This is a genomic window from Mycetohabitans rhizoxinica HKI 454 (assembly GCF_000198775.1).
Lineage (GTDB): Bacteria > Pseudomonadota > Gammaproteobacteria > Burkholderiales > Burkholderiaceae > Mycetohabitans > Mycetohabitans rhizoxinica.
In genome coordinates, this window is record NC_014718.1 from 705,544 (window position 1) to 724,342 (window position 18,799).

Here is an 18,799-nt window from a genome sequence, read left to right on the forward strand (position 1 = left end):
CCGGGATTTAAACCACCCGAGCCGGAAAATGATTGATACCGGAGCATCCAATGAAAAATGAATTAAGACAGATCATCCAGGAAGTCGCTCATCTGGAATTATCCGTTGATCGCCTTTCCGACAGTGACGATCTCTACGAAGCAGGTTTGTCGTCGCTGAACACGATTCAATTGATGCTTGCGATCGAAAAACACTTCAACATCGAAATTCCCGACCGCATGCTGAATCGCCATCTGTTCCAGAGCATCGATTCACTGGCTGAGGCCGTCTCGCAATTGCAGCGCGACGTGCAATCCGCATGAGCGCAATTCAATCCGCCAACGGTGGTGAGCCGGTGCACACCATTGCATTGTCTGAACTTGACGCGCGCCCGCCAGACGCCGACGAGCACGCGTTAGACAAAGCCGCGACCGCGGTAGCGCAGATCGCGGCGCGTTTCGCCGATGCCGTGGACCGCGAAGCCAGGTTCCCGAGCAAAGCCATCGACGCCATGCGCGAGCATAGGTTGCTCGGCGCGATGGTGCCCGTCGAGTTGGGCGGCATGGGCGCGTCGCTGGCGGCCGTCGCTTCAGCATGCCGCATTCTCGGCCACGCGTGTTCATCCGCCGCGATGATCTATGCGATGCACCAGATCGAAGTGATTTGCGTATTGGAACACGCGATGTCGGTGCCGTGGCATCGCGGATTTCTCCGGCAGGTTGCCGAGCATGAGTGGCTGCTGGCATCCGCGACGTCCGAAGATGGCGTGGGCGGCAATCTGCGCAACAGCCGCTGCGCGATCGAGCCCGACGGCGACGGTACGTTCACATTGCACAAGCTCACCCCAACGATCTCTTACGGCGCCTATGCCGATGCCATACTGGCGACCGCCCGGCGCTCGCCGGACGCGCCGGCCGCGGAGCAAGTGCTCGTGACGATCCTGAAAGACGACACGACCCTGACTCGCCGCAGCGGATGGGATACGTTCGGCATGCGGGGCACGTGCAGCGAAGGCTTCGTGCTCAAGTCGCGCGGCCGCCAGGAACAGGTCTTCCCCGCACCGTTCGGCGAGATCGCTGAGCGCACGATGGTGCCGGCCTCTCACATCCTGTGGTCGTCGCTGTGGACCGGCATCGCCAGCGACGCGTTTTCCCGCGCGCATCGCTACTTCCGCACGCAGGCACAAGACAAGCCGACCGGCGCATCGCCCGCCGGTAGCCGAATCGCCGAAGCGCTCGGCCTGCTGCAAGCCATGCAGGGACGCATCGACAGCGCGCTGCACGTCCACGCGCGCGCCGGCACCTCGGCCACGCGCTCGTGGTCCGAAACAATGGCCGACGCGGCTCAGATCAACACGCTCAAGACTTACGTGTCCATCACCGCGCTACAGGTCGTGATGCATGCGGTGATGATCTGCGGCATGGCGGCGTACAAGAACGGCACGCCATTTACGCTGAGCCGGCACATTCGCGATCTGTATTCTGCACCTCTTATGATTAATAACGACCGTATCGATGCCAATACGGCCAGCCTATTGCTCGCGCAACGGCCCGCTTCGTTGGAGAGAGAATAATGGTCGATGTCACGTTGCAAAACCCACCGGCGCACGCGGCCGATATCGATGACCGGCACGACGTGAACGCACTACGCGATGCGCTCGTGGACGCGGGCCTGTTAATCCCGATGGGCGTGCAAGGCCTGTATGGCAGAAGCGAAGTGTTCGAGAACGTGATCGGGGCCATTGATGCATTGGTCACGCGCCTGGGTGCCGATCAGCATGCCGAGGTACTGCGCTTTCCGCCCGCGATGAATCGGACCGATTTTGAGCACAGCGAATACCTGAAGGGATTTCCGCAGCTCGCCGGGACGGTTCATAGTTTTTGCGGCTCGGAGCACGAGCATCAACGTGTGCTGCAATGCCTGGACCGGGGCGAGGACTGGACCGAATTTCAAAAGCCGACCTACGTGGTCATGACACCGGCGGCATGCTATCCCGCCTATCCGGTCATCGCGCGGCGCGGCGCGCTGCCACCGCAGGGCAGGACGCTGGATCTGTTTTCGTATTGCTTCCGCCACGAGCCGTCGCCGGACGCCACCCGGATGCAACTGTTTCGCATGCGCGAGTATGTGCGCCTGGGTACGCCAAATCAGATCCTGGCATTTCGCACCGAGTGGATCGAGCGCGGCAAGCGGATGATGGCGCTGCTGGCGCTACCGCACGAAGTCGACCTGGCCAACGACCCCTTCTTTGGCCGCGGCGGCCGCATTGCCGCGTCGAGCCAGCGTGAGCAGAACTTGAAATTCGAAATGCTGGTGCCGATCGAGAGTGACACCCGGCTCACTGCCTGCCTGAGCTTCAATTACCACATGGACCACTTCGGCCTGCTGTGGGGCATCAAGACGAGCGATGCCGACGTCGCGCATACCGGTTGCGTGGGTTTCGGCATGGAACGCCTCGCGCTCGGACTGTTCAAGCATCACGGATTCGATGTGCAGGCTTGGCCGGAACCGGTACGCAACGCGCTGTGGAGAAGCTAATGAGTGACGTCGTCTCGCCAATGGCCGTGTCGGACGCACTCACACGGCTGGCATCGCCGATGAAGTTGCCGCGCGACCCGGCGAACTATTGCCCGCACGCGCTGCATAACTCGACCATGGTCTGGAAGCAGACCAATTGCTACGTTGACCTATGGATCGAGCTGTTGTCGCAATGGGACTTTGAGCCCCATGCCATGCTGCCCTTCACCGTCACACAGGACTTTGAGGGAGATCAGTTCACCTTCTTCAAGGTGCCGTTGGAAGACTTAGAGCGGCTGTACGGGATTGTCGTGCAAGAGCACGCCATCTTCGAGCCACTGCCGTACCACATCGATCAGCAGGTCCGGCGCGGCAACGTGATGCTGGTTGAGGTTGACGCGTGGCATTTGCCCGACACCCGTGGCCTCAGTTATCACCGCGAGCACACGAAGACGACCATCGGCATCGACGCGATCGACTTGCAAGCCGGCGAAATCGGCTATTTCCATAACGCCGGATATTATCGGGCCGCAGGCGACGACTATCGTGGGCTGTTCAGCATCGGCTCCAGTGCGTCGCTAGTGCCCTACGTCGAATGCGCGAAGCGGCGCTTCGAGCCGTTGCGCGGCCCGGCGCTGCAGGAAGCCGTGCTCTCATTGCTGGCGCGGCGCTTTAAGCGCCGTCCCGCCAGTAGCCCGATCGCCGCGTTCCGGGCTGCGCTGGCCAAAGACGCTGCAGTCATCGCATCGCGCTCGCTCTCATACTTCCATTCGTATTCGTTCAACACGTTGCGTCAACTCGGTGCAAACTTCGAACTACTGGGCCGCTGCCTGCGATGGCTCGGTGCACCCAATGCGAACGGTACCGACGGCACCGGAGCCTTTTCTGCTTGCGTAGCCGCCTGCGACACCATCGCCTCGGAGGCGATGGTGCTCGAATTCCGGCTCGCCAGGGCGTGCGCGCGACGCAACGAGGACCGCTGTGAAAGTACGCTGGAAATCATCGAGCACGCGTACGAATCGTTGATTGACGAACTGGGCGTGCGGTTGGGCGGCAATGACGTACTGCCACGGCTGCAACGCGACTCGAACGCGGCCCGCCCCGACACCCCATCACCGCTGCAATGAACCCGCAGCCTGCCCCGGCCGGACGCAGCACCGCCGGTCTCGGGCCTGGTCATGAGCGAGCGGCTTCGCCCATGTGGCGCTTGTGTACTATTGCGGCCAACGCCGCCACCCGGCCACGTGATCTGCCACCTGCAGATGCGTCGGAGTGGATCGACGCACCCGTGCCTGGAACCGTCGGCCAGGCACTCGCAGCCGCGAACCGGCTCACGCCGCTGGATGCAAGCCGGCTAGGTGAATACGACCACTGGTACCGGCTACCGCTGCGACGCGGCGGCGCCCGCTTAATCCGGTTTGACGGGTTGGCGGGTATCGCGCAGATCTGGCTGAACGACACGTTGCTGCTGCAGTCGACGAACATGTTCGTCTCGCAACAGGTGCGCATCGACCCGCTGCCTGAGGACAGCGCGTTGTACCTATGCTTTCGGTCACTGGCCCGCTACCTCGATACCATGCCCGCGCCCCGACGCGCCCGCTGGCGCACGCGCCTGGTCGATGCGCCGGCGCTGCGGGCGGTACGAATCTCGCTGTTCGGCCACATGCCAGGCTGGTTCCCGCGCATCGAGCCAATCGGCCCGTGGGGCGCCGTGGCCGTCATCGATACTGACGCCGATACGGCCGCCCAGATCGTACACCACACGCTGAATGCCTCGATCGAAGGCTGCGATGGGATCGTGGACGCGACCATCACATTTGCCGCACCGGTTCTCGGCCATCTGGACGCGATCCTAGACTGCGAGGGCCATCATGTACATCTACAACGCCACGACCCGTTCACGCTGCGCGCGCGGCTCACCGTGCCGAACGCCAGACGATGGTGGCCGCACACGCATGGCGAGCCGGCGCGCTACGCCGTCTCGCTGCACCTGGGCGGCACGACCGTGGCATTGGGATACGTCGGATTTCGCACCATCGAGGTTACGCGTGGCCACGATGGGCAGGGCTTCGCGTTGTCCGTCAACGCGCTGCCGGTCTTCGTGCGAGGCGCGTGCTGGAGCACCGCCGATCCGCTGGGGTTGCGCGTGTCGGCGCACGACTATCACACATGGTTGACGCTGGCTCGGGACGCGGGATTCAACATGATCCGCGTCGGTGGCACCATGATTTACGAAGACGACGCATTTTATGCGTCGTGCGACGAACTGGGCTTGCTGGTCTGGCAAGACTTCATGTTCGCCAATTTCGACTATCCGTGCACCGCGGCTGATTTCGTCACATCGGTGACGCTGGAAGCCAGCCAGTTTCTCGCACGCACGGCGGGTAGGCCTTCGTTGGCCGTGCTATGCGGAGGCAGCGAAATCGCGCAGCAGGCATCCATGGTCGGTTTGAGTGACGAGCAACGCGATATGCCGTTGACCGCCAGCTTGCTCGCCGAGCTTGCCGCGACACATCGGCGCGACGTACCGTACGTATCGGACACGCCGTCCGGGCAGGTACTGCCATTTTATCCCCGCACGGGCATCTCGCATTACTATGGTGTCGGCGCCTATCTGCGGCCCTTGGACGATGCGCGCCGCGCGGCGGTCCGCTTCGCCAGCGAATGCCTGGCGTTTGCCCACGTTCCCGCAGATGCGACGCTTGCCGCAATCGGCTCGCCGTCGGTGCACGAACCCGCGTGGAAAATGGCCGTGCCGCGCGATCCCGGCGCGCCATGGGATTTCGACGACGTGCGCGATCATTACTTGCGCGAACTATATAGGCAAGACCCGACGCGGCTCAGAGGACAGGATCCATCACGCTACCTCGAACTATCGCGAGCCGTGCTCGCCGACGTCGTATCCGAGACACTGGTGGAATGGCGCCGCACCGCGTCCAGCTGCGCGGGCGCATTACTTTGGCAATTCCAGGACGTCATGCCAGGCGCCGGATGGGGCATCGTGGACGCGTTCCGGCGTCCTAAGTCGGCCTGGTATGCGCTCAAGCACGTGCTCCAGCCGCAGCAGGTGTGCCTGTGTGACGAAGGGCTGAATGGACTGGACGTGCACGTGTTCAACGACAGCGCCGCTCCGTTGCGGGGACGGCTGGAGTTGGTCGCATTGCGCGACGCCACCGTGCCGGTCGCACGGGCGCGTTGCGATCTTCATATCGAACCACACGACGCACTCCAGGTCAGCGCGGCGCAGTGCTTGGGGCGCTTCTTCGACTTCACCTACGCGTACCGGTTTGGTCCGCGCGAACACGACACGGTCATCGCGTCGCTGTACGACCACGACAATCGGCTGCTCGCACAATCGTTCTATTTCCCGGAACGTACCGCGCCGGCCGTGTTCGAACGCGGCGATATCGGTCTGAGCGCCTCACTGGAACAGCGTGACGGCCAATGGTGGGTCAACGTCGGCACGCGCGCGAGCGCGCGCTACGTGCAGATCACCGCGCCGGGCCTGCTGCCGAAGGACGACTGGTTCCATCTGGCGCCCGGCGCGAACGTGTCTGTCCCGCTGCTGCCGGAACCGACACTTTTGCATCCTCTTGCGTCATTTCATTCGGGAACCCCGCATCTGGACACGCACGACGGCCCGGGGACGATCGAAATACGCGCAGTCAATTCCAACAAAATCATTCGCTTGAGAAAACCATCGTGATACCAATTACATTCGATGATTGCGTCGGATGGCTGCACAAAGGACACTCGCCGCGGGGCGTCGTGCTGTGCGCTGCCGTTGGCCACGAAGGCCTGTGGACCCACAAACTGATGCGAGCGCTGGCAGAGCGGCTGGCACGCGAGGGCATCTGGGCGCTGCGGTTCGATTACCCCTGCTGCGGCGACTCGGCGGGCGACGACCTGGACAGCGGCCGGTTTGATAAAAGCATTGCCAGTATCGGCCGAGCCGTGCACGCGCTGCGTGCCCATGCACAGCTGACCGATGTCACGCTGGTCGGCCTGCGCGCCGGTGCCGCCATGGCGCTATTGGCCTGCACGATGGATACACCTGAGGCCATGCAGGTCGATGCACTCGTCGCGCTGTCGCCCGTCGTGCGAGGCCGCACCTATATGCGCGAAGTGACCATGGTCGAGCGTCAATGGCTGGACACGACACCACCCGTGGTGCAGCAAGCCCATGCCGCAGAGCCCTGCCTGAGCGTGCTCGGGCATCGCTATCCCGCTGACTTCGTCGCCGCGTTGCGGGCGATTGACCTGTGCGCCGCCGTCGGGAGCGCGGCTTCGCTACCCTACTCCGTGCTGCTCATCGATACCGATCGTGGCGACAGTGCGGTGCTGCAAACGGCGTTGCAGGCCCGCGGCGTCCAGGCCACCGTGCAGCCGTTTCCCGAATTCGCCACAACATTGGTTGAAGGCATCCGCTCCCGACTGCCGCTCGCCACCATCGAAGCGAGCGTCGCATGGATTGCCACGCGGCAGATGCACGATGCCCCCGTGGCGCAGCCCATACCGGAACCGGCCGCTTCGTTGCGTACGACGGGTGCGCACCTGGTGCTGTCGGACGCCACCGAGCACACCGTGCAGATTGGCACCGCGCCGTTGATCGGAACACTGTGCCGACCAGCCACCCCGACCCCGGGCCGCTCGGGCATGCCGGCGTTGCTGTTCGCCACGACAGCTTCCAATCCCCGCAGTGCCGATGCACGACTCGCGGTGCGTCTCGCGCGGCAACTCGCAGCCCACGGCATCGCCTCGTTGCGTGTGGATGTGAGCGGCGTCGGCGACAGTGGCGCCTGCGTGCTGGACGACCAATCCGTCGTCCCATACTCCGGTCAAGCCGTGGCAGACGTGATCGCGGCCGCGGACTGGCTCGCGGAGCAAGGATACCGCGATGTCGTGGCGCTTGGTATCTGCTCGGGTGCGTATGCGTCGCTTCAGGCCGCGTCGCGTTCGGCGGCCGTAACTGGGATAATCGTGATCAACTTGCCCCGGTTCATCTGGCCGGCTGGCTTGACACTCGCGGACGCGATTGCTCAGCAGACCAATTCGGCACGCGGCTACCTCGCGTCAGCACGCGACCCGCAGAAATGGAAAAGCCTATTGCGACGCCGGCGTGACCTGCGCCCCATTGTCAAGGCGCTCGTACGGCTGACAGCCGCTAAGCTACGCGTGCCAGCAATGCGACTGCTCGAACGGGCGGGTTGGTACCCGCCAGCTCACTCCGAGCGTGGGTTGATGCACGCATTGGCGCGACGTGGGGTAAACGCACTCTTGATCTATGGCGAGTTCGACCCGGGACTGGACGAGTTGTCACGCCACTTTGGGCCTGCTCATCGGGCGTTTCGCAGGCAACGGCAGATCGACGTACACACCATCGCGCAACTCGATCACTCGGTGTATGGAACACAAGGCGCTGATGCGATCATCGAGTTATGCATCCGCACGTTGATGCACTGGCGCGCCGCACCTAACAGCATAAGCGGCTTGCATAGACCTGCGCCCGCTACCGCCCCCCGTTCGGCGACCGCCTCGATGCATGCCCAATAGCTACGTTTTCGAATGTATTGCCATGCCGCGGCCTGACGCCGCGGCCCGTTGCGGCTGCCACGTCGGCCCCGCGCCGGCACCCGCTACCTACCCTTTGCTTTACACCTAAATCGGCGTTTACCGTTGAGCTAATCCCATCAGTGTTTACTATGTTCATTAATAGCAAGTTAATTAACTGCGTAGAATTATTTCAAAATTCAATATGCCGCGTCCCCGCAACATCCACCGTGCTGTATTTACGTGTCAATTGAATGATAGCAGGACGGTTGTTTCAACGTTGGATGGATGTCGAGGTGACCGCCTACAAGCCCAGTGCGCAGTTTGCCGCGACTAATACACCTCATTCAAAAGGTTCCTGCGCTTGTCCGCTCATCCCCCTGTAGTTTAACTAATCGTATAAATTTTTTTGCCAGCTATTGCGGCGCGATTTGGAGCAGTTTAATATGCGCTCCTGGCATCGAAAAAAGTGTGTGGTGTAACGCAATTCGAGCCGGCGCATTATTCTGTCCAGGCTGCAATTAATACCTACTCACCGCGGTTAATCCATTGGATACAGTCAAAAATGCCATCCAGTGGTGGAAGACGAATTATCTTAGCCGCCGGGGGGAATTGGCATATTTAACCGGATTTTTTGCAAGCCCAAGTCATTTCTACAGAACCGGGGTTGTTAGTCAGGAGCCGAGAATGTTGAGTCCACACGAATTTGCGACGCTCATGCTCATCAAGCACTCGCCAGACCAGATCGATCTGAGTCGCGCCGAACTTGGCACGCTGCTCGAGCGCCAACTCGTCGTATTACACGATCAGGCCTGCGGCGGCCGCTCGCCGCAGCTGACGCGGGTCGGCCAATCGATCCTCGATGCGTGCTCGCGCGTGCGATTTTCCGCGTCGTAGTTCTGCCGGCGAAGTCATCCAGGCCCGCGTCCGTCTCTAACGTCCCAAAAACATATCCGTGAATATCGTGACCACGGAATAATTCGTCGCCGCGCAAAAATCCGGTATCAATACGCTGTTTGGGTTGGCCGGCAAAGTTTTACCCACATGCGCGAATGGATTGCTCCTCTCATCCCGCCAATCCCGGTCGGTGGGCTTGGACAACCGCAAGAAGTAGGCGGGACGGGTGGCTTATCTCGGGTCAGCAGAAGCAGGCTTCGTGACCAGCGCGAATTCGCCAATCAACGGCGGGCAACACCTGCAGGTGATGCACGGCACGCCAGATAGCGCCCCCGTCCAGGGGCAGGCGCCGGCACACCTAGACGGCGGCGAGCGCAGCCGCATCGAGGATCCGGATGTTCCTACCCTGCGTGTCGACCAGCCCTGCCCGGCTGAAGCCGGACAATATCCGGCTCACAGTTTCAAGCTTCAAGCCCAGATAACTGCCCATCTCCGCCCGTGTCATTCTCAACTGAAACTCGTTCGGCGAATAACCCCGCACGGCGAAGCGCTTTGATAGATTTAGCAAGAACGCCGCCACGCGTTCGGCGGCGTTCATCGTGCCCAGCCATACGCTGAGCCCGGATTCGCGCACGATCTCTCCACTGAGCATCCGGTGCAGATGCCGCTGCATCACCGGCTGCCGATGACAGAACGCCTCGAGCCGCGCAAATGACACCGTACACACTAAGCTGTCTTCGAGCGCAATGGCGTCCCAACGATGGCGGTCCGAGCACACGCCATCGAGGCCCAGCGCGTCGCCCGGCAAGTAAAAGCCGGTAACCTGCTCGCGACCATCGCGCAGCACCGTAACCGTCTTGAACGAGCCGGTCTTGATGGCAAAGATATGGCGAAACGGATCATCGCAACGATGCAGCGCGTCGCCACGGCGCACCAGACGCTTCGTGCTGACGACCTGATGAAACTGCTCAATGTCGTCGCTCGACAATTCCGGCGGCAAGCATAGGTTGCGCAATGCGCAGCTCGAGCAGCGCGACACGTCGCGCTGCTTCGACTCGCCGCTGTCGAGCGCAACACGCTCGTCGATGTGGTGCACGCTGTGACAGCTCGCCGCGTTTGCACGATGCGTGGCATTGGCATCGGCATGTGGCCCGGCATGGTGTTCGGCAATAGAGAGGATCATGGCGCAAATTATACTGGTGCCTGCGGCATGAATCGCGTCCTGCACTGTGAATGCGACCGCGTGACGCATACGGCCGCCGCCCGGCACGGCGGGGCTCCTTCGACCCACACACGCAGATCACACTGCATAGCATGGACGAAATCAATACCAATGCGTCGATTAACGCGCCAGCCTGTTCGCGGCTCCAGCCGTTGGCCTTGGCCAATGGGGCGAGCGCATGGGCGGCCAGCACTGCATTGAGCGGCAACAGTATGCTGGTGCGCGGCTCGCTGAGTACCAGGAGGGGACCCAACACGGGATCCTCGCGCATCTGCGCGACGAGGTTGGCACGGGTTGCCACCGGCGCCTGCGGCGGCGCCTCCTCTACGTGCAAGTCGAAGCACGCGAACAGTTGCGCAGCGTGCTGCGGCTGCAACGTGACGGGAACCTAAAGCGACGCAGGCGTTCTGCCGCAGGCCAGGCTGCGTCACCAGCAAGCCGCGGTGACACCGGCAGCGTCAGGATTACCGCGGGATCGAACAAGGCTCAAGATGGCGGACGGTCATCGAGGTCTCGCGAGCAGGTCTCGAATCGGCAGGCTATGCGCCAAATGCGGCGATCATGCCAGTGCCAGGGTGGGCCCGATGCTGCCCGATCGATATCCGTTGTGCGCCGGCCGATGTCGGTCAGTATCCTTCGCCCGTGCGCGCACGAATGACCTGGTAGCGCACATACCAGTCCGCCAGTGCAATCCGCGCCCGCGCCCGTACGGCCTGCTCGCGAAGCAGCGCTGATGGCGCCTCATCCGGCACGAGCGCGTACGTGGGGCGCTGCCAGCGAAATGCGGCTGGCTCGCCCACCAGCGGCATCATCGCGCCGTCGCGGCTGAACATCGTCTTGAAACCGATCACGGCAAATTGCTCGGCCGGCGCAGCGGGCGCGAACAGACTGTGCCCGAAAGCCGGATAGCGCGCGTCGGACAGCGCGAGATGGTATAGCGTCGGAAAGAAATCTGCGTGCCCGGCGTAGCGTTCCAAATCCGGCACGAAACGAGGACGGTACTGCGGCGGCACACGGAAGAAGCCTGGTACACGATACAGCTCTCGGCTCTGCTCCGGCCGCTGATACCGAAACAGCCCATGCATGTTGTGATCGCCAGTTGCCGCGACAATGGTCTTGCTACCAAATGGCGCGGCCTCAACCCGGCTAACGAACATGCCCAGCTGATGAGTGGCATACTGATACGTCTGCACCATGCGGCTACCCTTGTCGAAATCGGCTGCAAAATGCCGGCGCATGTCGCTCAAGTCCAGCGGCGGGGGTAAATAATGACTCGGCACGGTGTGAGGGGGACGGTTCGTTGTACTCATGACGAACAGAAAGATCTTCTGGCCTAGCGCATCGCGAGTGGCCAGCAAATCGAACGCGAATCGAAACAGGTACTCGTCGTACACGCCCCAGATCGTGCGTTTTGCGTCCGGGTACCTGCCGATAATGGCTGCCATGTCATACACTTCGTCAAAGTTTTGACGCCGCATCGTACGCGCCACGGACCGCCACGCACCGCAGCCGCCATAAACAAATACGGTTCGATAGCCTTTAGCCTTGAACGGCAGCGCGGCCGATGTCGAATAGGTGACAAATCCCTGGTCACCTTGCGTCAGCGGCGAAACCGGCGAGTTGAGCAATAGCGCCTCGAGCGCCGCGTGGCCGCCAAGCCGTGCTGGGAAAACGTTGCGGAACAGGTAATCGCTTTGCAAGTGCTCTGCCATCACACCCGCCAGGTCGGTGGAGGCCGTGCTAAATTCGAGCGGATGCGCACCCCATGACTCCATCAGCGCAAAAACCACATGGGGTGGATGCGCAGCCAGAAATCGGTTCTCCGGGGTGCGGCGGAACACCACGCTTTCCAGATCCGGCGGCGCACCAGAGGGAGCGCCAACCGCACGGGCCAGTTCATCGGTGGAGCGGAACCCATAGCGCGCCAATTGGCATGCAGGATCTTCGTCGATTCTGGCTTGGCTGCGCCGGTCGACATAGGCGTCGTATAGCGCCTGTGCTGCGTTGCGCACCGAGTCATTGACCCATCCGCGCGAGGAAATCTCCGCGTCGTGTGAGTCGAGCGCGGACTCGCCCAGGCCACCACGGGCCAAGCCGAGCAGCAACACGACCAGCACCGTACTGTCCAGCACGCAACGCATGCGTTCGCGAGGCTGTGCTTGCTCGTTTCGCTCGGCACGCGCGCTCCCGGAAAGCCGCAGGATGATCCACATCTGTAAAGCGGTGAAGACCGCCATCAGTAGCGCACATCGCACGACCGGATACTGACTTCGCGCCGCCGCCAGCATCCCCCATGGATCGGCGCCCAGCAATCCAAACACCATCGGATTGAATGGGCTGCCATAGAAATCGTAGTAATAGAATTGGCAAGCGCAGCCGAGGTTCACGCACAGCAGTATCGCTGCGATCGACAGGCGCTGCAGCAGCCCGGCGGCGCGCTTGAGGGGGCGCCACTTCGTCACCACGAAGACCGGCAGCAGCACCACCAGGATCGCGATCGACAGTACCCTCAAGTCAAATCGCCAACCTATCCAAAGCGCGTGCAACACCTCAGCGCCGTTGTCGAACACTTGTGCGGCACCGCCGTAGTAAAACAAATAAGCAATGCGAAATGCCTCGAAGCTAACACTGCCCGTCATCAGAACGAGGAGTGCGGACCTGGCAAATCTCAACGAGCGCATCATATTCGCTCAGCTTGACCGTTCAAGCCGTGTGACGCACGCGCTGCATGGCAAAATACTCGCTTGCCTCGTCCCACGACAACTCCAGCCCAAAATATGGGCCTTGGAAAAAATCGATATTCAGCGTTCTAGCGATTTCCAACTGATCTCGCGTCTCGATGCCTGCGGCGATGACTTTCAAGCCGAGTTTCCGGCAGAGAGCGCACACGCTGGCGAGAACGACGCGACCTCGGGCACCATCCGATCCGCAAACCAGGTTCTTATCCAGTTTTATCGAGTCGAAATGCGTGCCGGCAAGTCGTTGGTAGTTCGTATAGCCGGCACCGAAGTCATCAATAATCACTTTTGCACCGCTGTCCCGCAAGCGCCCAACACAGCTTAGTGTGCTATCCTTGGCAAGCGGCACACCCGCGCCGAGTTCTATCTCGACATTCAAGTAGCGCAACGCCTTGATCACTTCGTCCAATGCCGGACCGCATGCTATCGTGTCAGGATGAAGCTTGATCGAGACAGCCGGATACATCTCGCGCTGCGCCCATCGGCCAATGGCCTGCTCGACCTCCTCACAGAGCCACACATCGACTGGGCTGACGATGCCGGTACGCTCCAAGCAACCAAGGAAGTTGTCCGTTCCGGCACGCCCAGTTGTGCCTTTGAGACGGGCCTGGGCCTCAAATCCAACGCACTGCAAATCCGACGCGGCGATCTTGGGTATGTAGCGCACATCCAAGCCATCCCGGACAATGAGATCGATCACTCGGCTGGCGTCGATCCATGCTGCCTCAGCCAACGCCTTGGAACGCCGGGTGTAGATATCCAGCTCCCTGCGCAAGCTGTTTTGCATATCCATGATCATTCGTTCACCCGTCACTCGGGTAAGCCGCCGCCATAATACAGCATCGCCCGTCGCGGCCACACTCATCCGATGGTTGCATCGCACTGCGCGTCTGGCCGGCCACGCGCAAGACGATCAGGGTTGATCCATGCGTCGCCGGGCGGCGTTTCGGTAAGATGTCGGCGACGTGAACATGCGCTTACGGAACAATGTCGCCAGCCGAACACCGCTGCCCAAGCCGGTACGGCGGGCAATTTTGTCGACCGGCAAGTCTGAGCGGACTAGCAGTTCGCATGCCTTCTCCAAGCGGCAACGGAGCAGGAACTCCGACGGCGTAATACCCATCTCCAGCTTGAAACGGCGCAGGAAATTACGCTCGCTCATGGCCGCCGCCCGTGCTGCATCTGAAATCGATAACGCGCGCTCGCATCCGGACTGTAACCGGCGCGCCGCGGCACGAATCGTGTCGCTGACTGCCGCGGTCGGATGCCCCATCCACTCGATGACGCGGCGCGCGCAACGGGGCATCAGAAACTCCGCTACGTCCCGGACAACCTCTTGACTGTAATCACGCGAAACCAGTGACATCGCAGTAAAAAAGCCATCGTTGGATCGATAGCAGTCCGAAACACAACCGGACGCGGGCCCCGGCTTTGGCGAGGAACGGATGCGCCGCAGGCTTTGCTCAGGCCAAGCAGGCACGCCGGCTGCTTCCAGCACCATCGAGCCCTCGCCCACCGCACACACAGTTCGTGTGGATGGACCGATTTTACGCAACCAGCCGACCAGCCCAAAATCTTCGGAAGCCGCGCGGGCGCCTGGGCCGCCGGCAATGAGCACCGTATCCGTGGAAGCGCCGAAATAGCGGGCGTCGAGCCCGTCCGTCCACACACGAATGCCCGAGGTCGACGCCATCACGCCGCCACGCGTGGACATCAGCCTGACCACGTAGCGGTTGCGCCATTCGTTGCTGCGCTCTAGCACTCGGTTTGCGACGCTCAGCACATCCGCTACCGCAGCGACGTCCGCCAGCGAGAATGACTCGTAGAGAAAGATCACGACGACCCGGTCAGTTGAGGCTTTGGCTGMCCCGACCTCGCCTCTGACTTCCTCCAATAACTCTGTATGTCTTAAGTATCCCATATGGCCTGTCRAAACTATCTTTGGCAAGAGCCAATGCATCAACATGCATCGKAAGCTTCATTGSCGGTTTTCGAACACTGCGCGTCGGATGGGCGAAAACTAATGGCGGGTATCCGCTGGTTTGCTTTCATCTTTCCGGTGAGCACCTCCTGGCATTTGGCCGGCGCCACAGCGGGCTGCCACGACATGTCCACAGACCCAGGCCCGCCCGGCCACCTGTGCTACGATTCGGCTCCGTCGCCGCGCCAAGCACGGGCCGGATGGGGCAAGCCTCATCGATCCGGACCACGCGCAACGTCGTGTTGCAAGCCATCGACCACTCCATTACCATTGAAAGCCGCCTGCCGCGACCGCTCCGAAGTAGCCTCGTCCATTGGCACTTGCGGCAAGTTTTATCACCCAACGGTCATCCGAGGTCACGTGCGATACGCCAAATGCCATGCCGGGCCTACCGMRGTACGACGCACTGGATGCAGTCGCAATGCTTCGTCCAGCAGAAGTGGGTTGCGGCAATCCGGCAACTGCCATCGCCGACGCGATGCCAGCGGACGCATCGCCATCAACGCGGGCAACAGCCTCATCCAATTGCGCCTTATTGACTGCGTCGGTGGAGTGGGTGCCACCGCGCGACGTTGACAATTCTGCGTTCGCTACCTGGCGCCCCGACGGACACGCGGGCGTCATCGATGCTAATGCCCGGGGGCAACCTCAACGGCGCTGTCGAAAGCTCAGTGACCAACGAATGCAGCAATTCGCGACGTAGGGCATAATGAGTGGGTTCACTGTCGGATGTTGATTCGCTCGGTGCGGGCCGGTCCGAGTCCGGATATCGGACCAACTCCGAATGCTGGTCCGAGTCCGAATGCCCAATCTCGGGCAAACCTGCGTGGGAAGATGTATTGACAACGCTACCATCTTCAGTGGGAACCGGCGATGCAGCAGCCATGCGCGCCTTTGCTCTCTCGAACAAATGCGCGTAGACGTTTTTCATGTGCGTTTCAGCGGCGGACTGCTGACGGATCGTCTCCGATTGTTGGCTGGCCTCTTCCCAATTCGATAACGCCTCCTTGACCAGTCCAGCCGCCTCCGCCATCATGGATGCACGCTCCCCCAAGTCGTACAGCTGCGCAGGACGAACATGCGAGGACGACGGGAAGTCCGGCTCCGCCCTCTCAGGGGCAGCCATTTCAATGGCTGCCCACTGAGCCTGACCTTCCTTAATCAGCTCCGCAATTTTACGATCCATCCTGTCGAAATCCTGATCCAGTTCAGAGCTAACGTGAGGCAGAATTTGCGGACTCTTGAGGGTAGCGGGTGACTTCCTATTTTCATTGTTGCTCTGAGGGCCAGCACTGGTCAAGCTACACTGGCTACTGGATTGCAAGCGTCGTGGAACCGGCGACACCGCTGGAGATAATGGGGCAACGCTGCGATAGTCGGCAACGTCTCTCGCAACACTTGAAAAGGCAGGGTCGAACGGGCCAATGCCATTATTATTAACATAAACATTATCCGCGGCCGCTACCGCTTGTGAAAGCGCTATTCCCGCAGCGATGCCAACCATGCGCAAATTACCCGATACCCTAAATATGAAGTAATTCGAGCGACACCCGAACGCGATCTGTTGCATCAACGTTGGCCTTGCATAACCGAAACCTCTCATGACTTCGCTCATTCGACTCCCCTTGTAGGCGCTTGACCTCGGATCGGGATGTAAGCGGAATGTATGTCTGCGCACTTCCGAATGCAATCGGACAAGAATATTCGTGCGGAATGCAACAGGGATATGTCGGCTGGGCCATATGCAACTCGTTGAGCAATTTCAAAATTCGCCAATAAATTGGGCACGCTCATTAAATTATTCCGCTTACAAAGGCCATATAAGTCGCATCCAAGCGGCAACATATCGCCAATGTCGCACCAGACGAACGCGATTAGATATCGACTGTTACGGCACGGACCGACCGGTGTTTTACGGCAGCTGATGCACATCCGGAGTCCCGTTGCATCGCACACGCCCCCGCGGGAAGGCGCAGTTACGCAAAAGCCGCGTGGTCGCGGCGGCCGGATCACGCGTTGGTACATTCGCGCTTCGTGCTGACAATGCAGTTGAAAATCGGCTGCAGGTGAAGAATGCAATCGCACCGCGATGACAGTGTCGAGGAGCAGAAGCTTATTCGACAATCGTGGGCCACCATGGCGGCTATGCGAAGCCGTCGACCCAGTCAACGAACCACATGACGGCCCATGCTCGTTACCGATGTCTACCACACAGTGGTAGCAAACAAAATCGATATGGCATGCGATCAATGCGAGCTTTGATACGGGAGGGCTGGTACGGATAGCATTGAACCAACTTCTATCGGCGCACAAACTGGACATACATCGATATCGTCATAGGGTGACTCGCGCAATCATCGGATGACGCGTCGCCGATTAAGCCACGCCATAACCCAGCCTTACCCTCTACCTCTCTACCCCTACCTCAATCTGTCGTCATCCTTAACAAAACAGTAATTAGCATTACTTATAAATGTTAAAGAGTCAATGCGACACAAGCCCAAGCGACAAAGGTATAAAGCCAACGGATGGCCCGTGGTTATCGAACCACGCGCCTATCAGCATGAAACGCTCGATGATCAGGTCAACCCAACCCCATGCAATCTGTTGCGCACGCCGCCAGACGCGAAGTCAGCCTGACGCGAGCACCCATTTCCGATATTCATACACGAGTTCGCACGCATGGCCGGTGCACTGTCCCTGTCGGCATACCATCGACAGGGTCGTCGGCGCGTGATCGGCGACACGTCAAGTCCGATAACACACTGTGACATCGCCATGAATGCGCTATCGTCCGTTCGCCGCGCCTCCTATTTAAACTGCAGCGACAAGACAGTTGGCGCGCTGCTACGGCTTTTCGCGTTGGGCATGGCCAGTGTACCATCCGAAGATCTCGACGACCTGCTGCTGGCGTTGCGCGTGCTCAAGCCATCATCAACACAAGTCGACTTCAGCGAAGCGAATCTGCGTGTGCGGCAATCAGACTGGATCGGCGCGCTGCGCGTGCTCAAGTCGATTGAGGCACGACATCAAGGCGGCGCGGCCTGCGCCGCGCTGATCGCGTGTTGCCTTTATCACCTGCGGGACACTGAGTGGCGACGCTATGTCGAGCTGGTGTTGGAAGACGGCAATCCGATCGCCCTGTCCGTGGTCGCCACTTTTCTTAAGCTCGATATGCGCCCAGGGGGCCACACCTCGGAGGTGGACAGCGACGATCACGAGCACATACGCGTCCAGATCGAGCGTGCCGTGGCATGCGCACGCTGAATGCCGATTACCGTACTGACACGGTGTACCGCCGCGCCGTCACGATCCCGGTGAGAACCGGCGGCGATAGTCGGACGGATTGACATGCAAACGGCGCAGCAACGCGCGGCCGCATCAATTGCCTAGCATTTTAATGCAGGGCGATCTAGAAAACCAATGAAACTCGCAACACTGTCCTTCGATCCACGTTTTTTGATACTGGCGCAGGACACGTAACGCCGGCAAAAGTCGTTTGTCGAATGTTTGTCGATGCAACCTTACTGGCTAAAACAGKTTGCTCCGAACCCGTCAATGCCATCGCCATCGACCCACGATCCGGCATCGAAGTATTGAAACCATTCATGATGTGTCGATCCTGTGCGTCGGTGTGACGCGTGCCGATCATCGTCGTATACAGACAGATAGCGGCGTGCATGTCAACGAGCTACTGGACGCGGGCGCCGACGATTCATGGTCGCGCCGCTGAAATTTCGCGTATTGATACTTCGAATCCGTTTTGCCAATCAAGGGCTGACGCGCCAGCACCGCCCACAAGGCAACAATATTCTCGCGTATCCTCCCTATCGGCTGGATCGCCGGTCCTGGTTGGTGACGCTCAGCGAACGCCGGCTCAACCTCACGCCTCGGGAGTTCGCGTGTGCCTGGCTG

Annotated in this window: 14 protein-coding genes; 8 read left to right on the forward strand and 6 right to left on the reverse strand. The window is 60.6% G+C overall.

The features are described 5' to 3' along the window. Window positions 1–50 precede the first annotated feature (50 nt). The 7 genes from RBRH_RS14780 to RBRH_RS14810 all read left to right on the forward strand — a co-directional run bounded on the left by RBRH_RS14780 (window position 51) and on the right by RBRH_RS14810 (window position 8,943). Window positions 51–302 carry an acyl carrier protein gene (locus RBRH_RS14780; RefSeq protein ID WP_041754897.1) on the forward strand — a complete coding sequence of 84 codons (252 nt, stop codon included), beginning with the start codon at window positions 51–53 and terminating at the stop codon, window positions 300–302. Beyond that, on the forward strand, window positions 299–1,552 hold the full coding sequence (locus RBRH_RS14785; protein ID WP_013428939.1) for an acyl-CoA dehydrogenase family protein: 1,254 nt from the start codon (window positions 299–301) through the stop codon (window positions 1,550–1,552). Before RBRH_RS14780 ends, RBRH_RS14785 begins: the two co-directional genes overlap by 4 nt. Beyond that, entirely contained in the window at window positions 1,552–2,517 is a 966-nt protein-coding gene (locus RBRH_RS14790) for an amino acid--[acyl-carrier-protein] ligase (RefSeq protein ID WP_013428940.1), read from the forward strand. Before RBRH_RS14785 ends, RBRH_RS14790 begins: the two co-directional genes overlap by 1 nt. Before the next feature lie 59 nt (window positions 2,518–2,576). Continuing rightward, entirely contained in the window at window positions 2,577–3,623 is a 1,047-nt protein-coding gene (locus RBRH_RS14795; protein WP_232509414.1) for a DUF1839 family protein, read from the forward strand. Window positions 3,624–3,694: 71 nt separating this feature from the next. Then, complete coding sequence (locus tag RBRH_RS14800; protein ID WP_041754898.1) at window positions 3,695–6,202, forward strand: glycosyl hydrolase 2 galactose-binding domain-containing protein; 2,508 nt, start codon at window positions 3,695–3,697, stop codon at window positions 6,200–6,202. Beyond that, a complete protein-coding gene (locus RBRH_RS20740; RefSeq protein WP_013428943.1) occupies window positions 6,199–8,049 on the forward strand; it encodes a serine aminopeptidase domain-containing protein in 1,851 nt (616 codons plus the stop codon). Before RBRH_RS14800 ends, RBRH_RS20740 begins: the two co-directional genes overlap by 4 nt. Before the next feature lie 684 nt (window positions 8,050–8,733). Further along, window positions 8,734–8,943, forward strand: coding sequence for a hypothetical protein (locus RBRH_RS14810; protein ID WP_041754899.1), 210 nt, complete (start codon window positions 8,734–8,736; stop codon window positions 8,941–8,943). Between the two features lie 358 nt (window positions 8,944–9,301). On the opposite strand, the gene RBRH_RS14815 is transcribed toward RBRH_RS14810, so the two are convergent. From RBRH_RS14815 to RBRH_RS14835, 6 genes are all read right to left on the reverse strand, one after another. Continuing rightward, complete coding sequence (locus tag RBRH_RS14815) at window positions 9,302–10,126, reverse strand: helix-turn-helix domain-containing protein (RefSeq protein ID WP_162145573.1); 825 nt, start codon at window positions 10,124–10,126, stop codon at window positions 9,302–9,304. 665 nt (window positions 10,127–10,791) lie between these two features. Next, a complete protein-coding gene (locus tag RBRH_RS14820; protein ID WP_041754900.1) occupies window positions 10,792–12,804 on the reverse strand; it encodes an LTA synthase family protein in 2,013 nt (670 codons plus the stop codon). Window positions 12,805–12,868: 64 nt separating this feature from the next. Continuing rightward, window positions 12,869–13,768 (reverse strand): EAL domain-containing protein, encoded by a 900-nt coding sequence (locus RBRH_RS14825; RefSeq protein ID WP_041754901.1) that lies wholly within the window; start codon window positions 13,766–13,768, stop codon window positions 12,869–12,871. Between the two features lie 48 nt (window positions 13,769–13,816). Further along, window positions 13,817–14,740 (reverse strand): GlxA family transcriptional regulator, encoded by a 924-nt coding sequence (locus tag RBRH_RS14830; protein ID WP_049786559.1) that lies wholly within the window; start codon window positions 14,738–14,740, stop codon window positions 13,817–13,819. Window positions 14,741–15,148: 408 nt separating this feature from the next. Beyond that, window positions 15,149–15,508 carry a YadA-like family protein gene (locus tag RBRH_RS21185; protein ID WP_013428950.1) on the reverse strand — a complete coding sequence of 120 codons (360 nt, stop codon included), beginning with the start codon at window positions 15,506–15,508 and terminating at the stop codon, window positions 15,149–15,151. Then, the gene (locus RBRH_RS14835) at window positions 15,417–16,499 is read right to left on the reverse strand and encodes a cell surface protein (RefSeq protein ID WP_157864580.1); all 1,083 of its coding nucleotides are present in this window, start codon (window positions 16,497–16,499) and stop codon (window positions 15,417–15,419) included. Before RBRH_RS14835 ends, RBRH_RS21185 begins: the two co-directional genes overlap by 92 nt. A 1,067-nt stretch (window positions 16,500–17,566) precedes the next feature. Here RBRH_RS14835 and RBRH_RS16560 point away from each other — a divergent pair. After that, complete coding sequence (locus tag RBRH_RS16560) at window positions 17,567–18,151, forward strand: HrpB1 family type III secretion system apparatus protein (RefSeq protein WP_013428953.1); 585 nt, start codon at window positions 17,567–17,569, stop codon at window positions 18,149–18,151. Window positions 18,152–18,799: the final 648 nt, after the last annotated feature.

Coding starts and splice junctions, on each gene's coding strand:
- RBRH_RS14780 (WP_041754897.1), top strand. CDS start 51: ATGAAAAATGAATTAAGACAGATCATCCAGGAAGTCGCTCATCTGGAA.
- RBRH_RS14785 (WP_013428939.1), top strand. CDS start 299: ATGAGCGCAATTCAATCCGCCAACGGTGGTGAGCCGGTGCACACCATT.
- RBRH_RS14790 (WP_013428940.1), top strand. CDS start 1,552: ATGGTCGATGTCACGTTGCAAAACCCACCGGCGCACGCGGCCGATATC.
- RBRH_RS14795 (WP_232509414.1), top strand. CDS start 2,577: ATGAAGTTGCCGCGCGACCCGGCGAACTATTGCCCGCACGCGCTGCAT.
- RBRH_RS14800 (WP_041754898.1), top strand. CDS start 3,695: ATGTGGCGCTTGTGTACTATTGCGGCCAACGCCGCCACCCGGCCACGT.
- RBRH_RS14810 (WP_041754899.1), top strand. CDS start 8,734: ATGTTGAGTCCACACGAATTTGCGACGCTCATGCTCATCAAGCACTCG.
- RBRH_RS14815 (WP_162145573.1), bottom strand. CDS start 10,126: ATGATCCTCTCTATTGCCGAACACCATGCCGGGCCACATGCCGATGCC.
- RBRH_RS14820 (WP_041754900.1), bottom strand. CDS start 12,804: ATGACGGGCAGTGTTAGCTTCGAGGCATTTCGCATTGCTTATTTGTTT.
- RBRH_RS14825 (WP_041754901.1), bottom strand. CDS start 13,768: ATGAGTGTGGCCGCGACGGGCGATGCTGTATTATGGCGGCGGCTTACC.
- RBRH_RS14835 (WP_157864580.1), bottom strand. CDS start 16,499: ATGAGCGAAGTCATGAGAGGTTTCGGTTATGCAAGGCCAACGTTGATG.
- RBRH_RS16560 (WP_013428953.1), top strand. CDS start 17,567: ATGGCCGGTGCACTGTCCCTGTCGGCATACCATCGACAGGGTCGTCGG.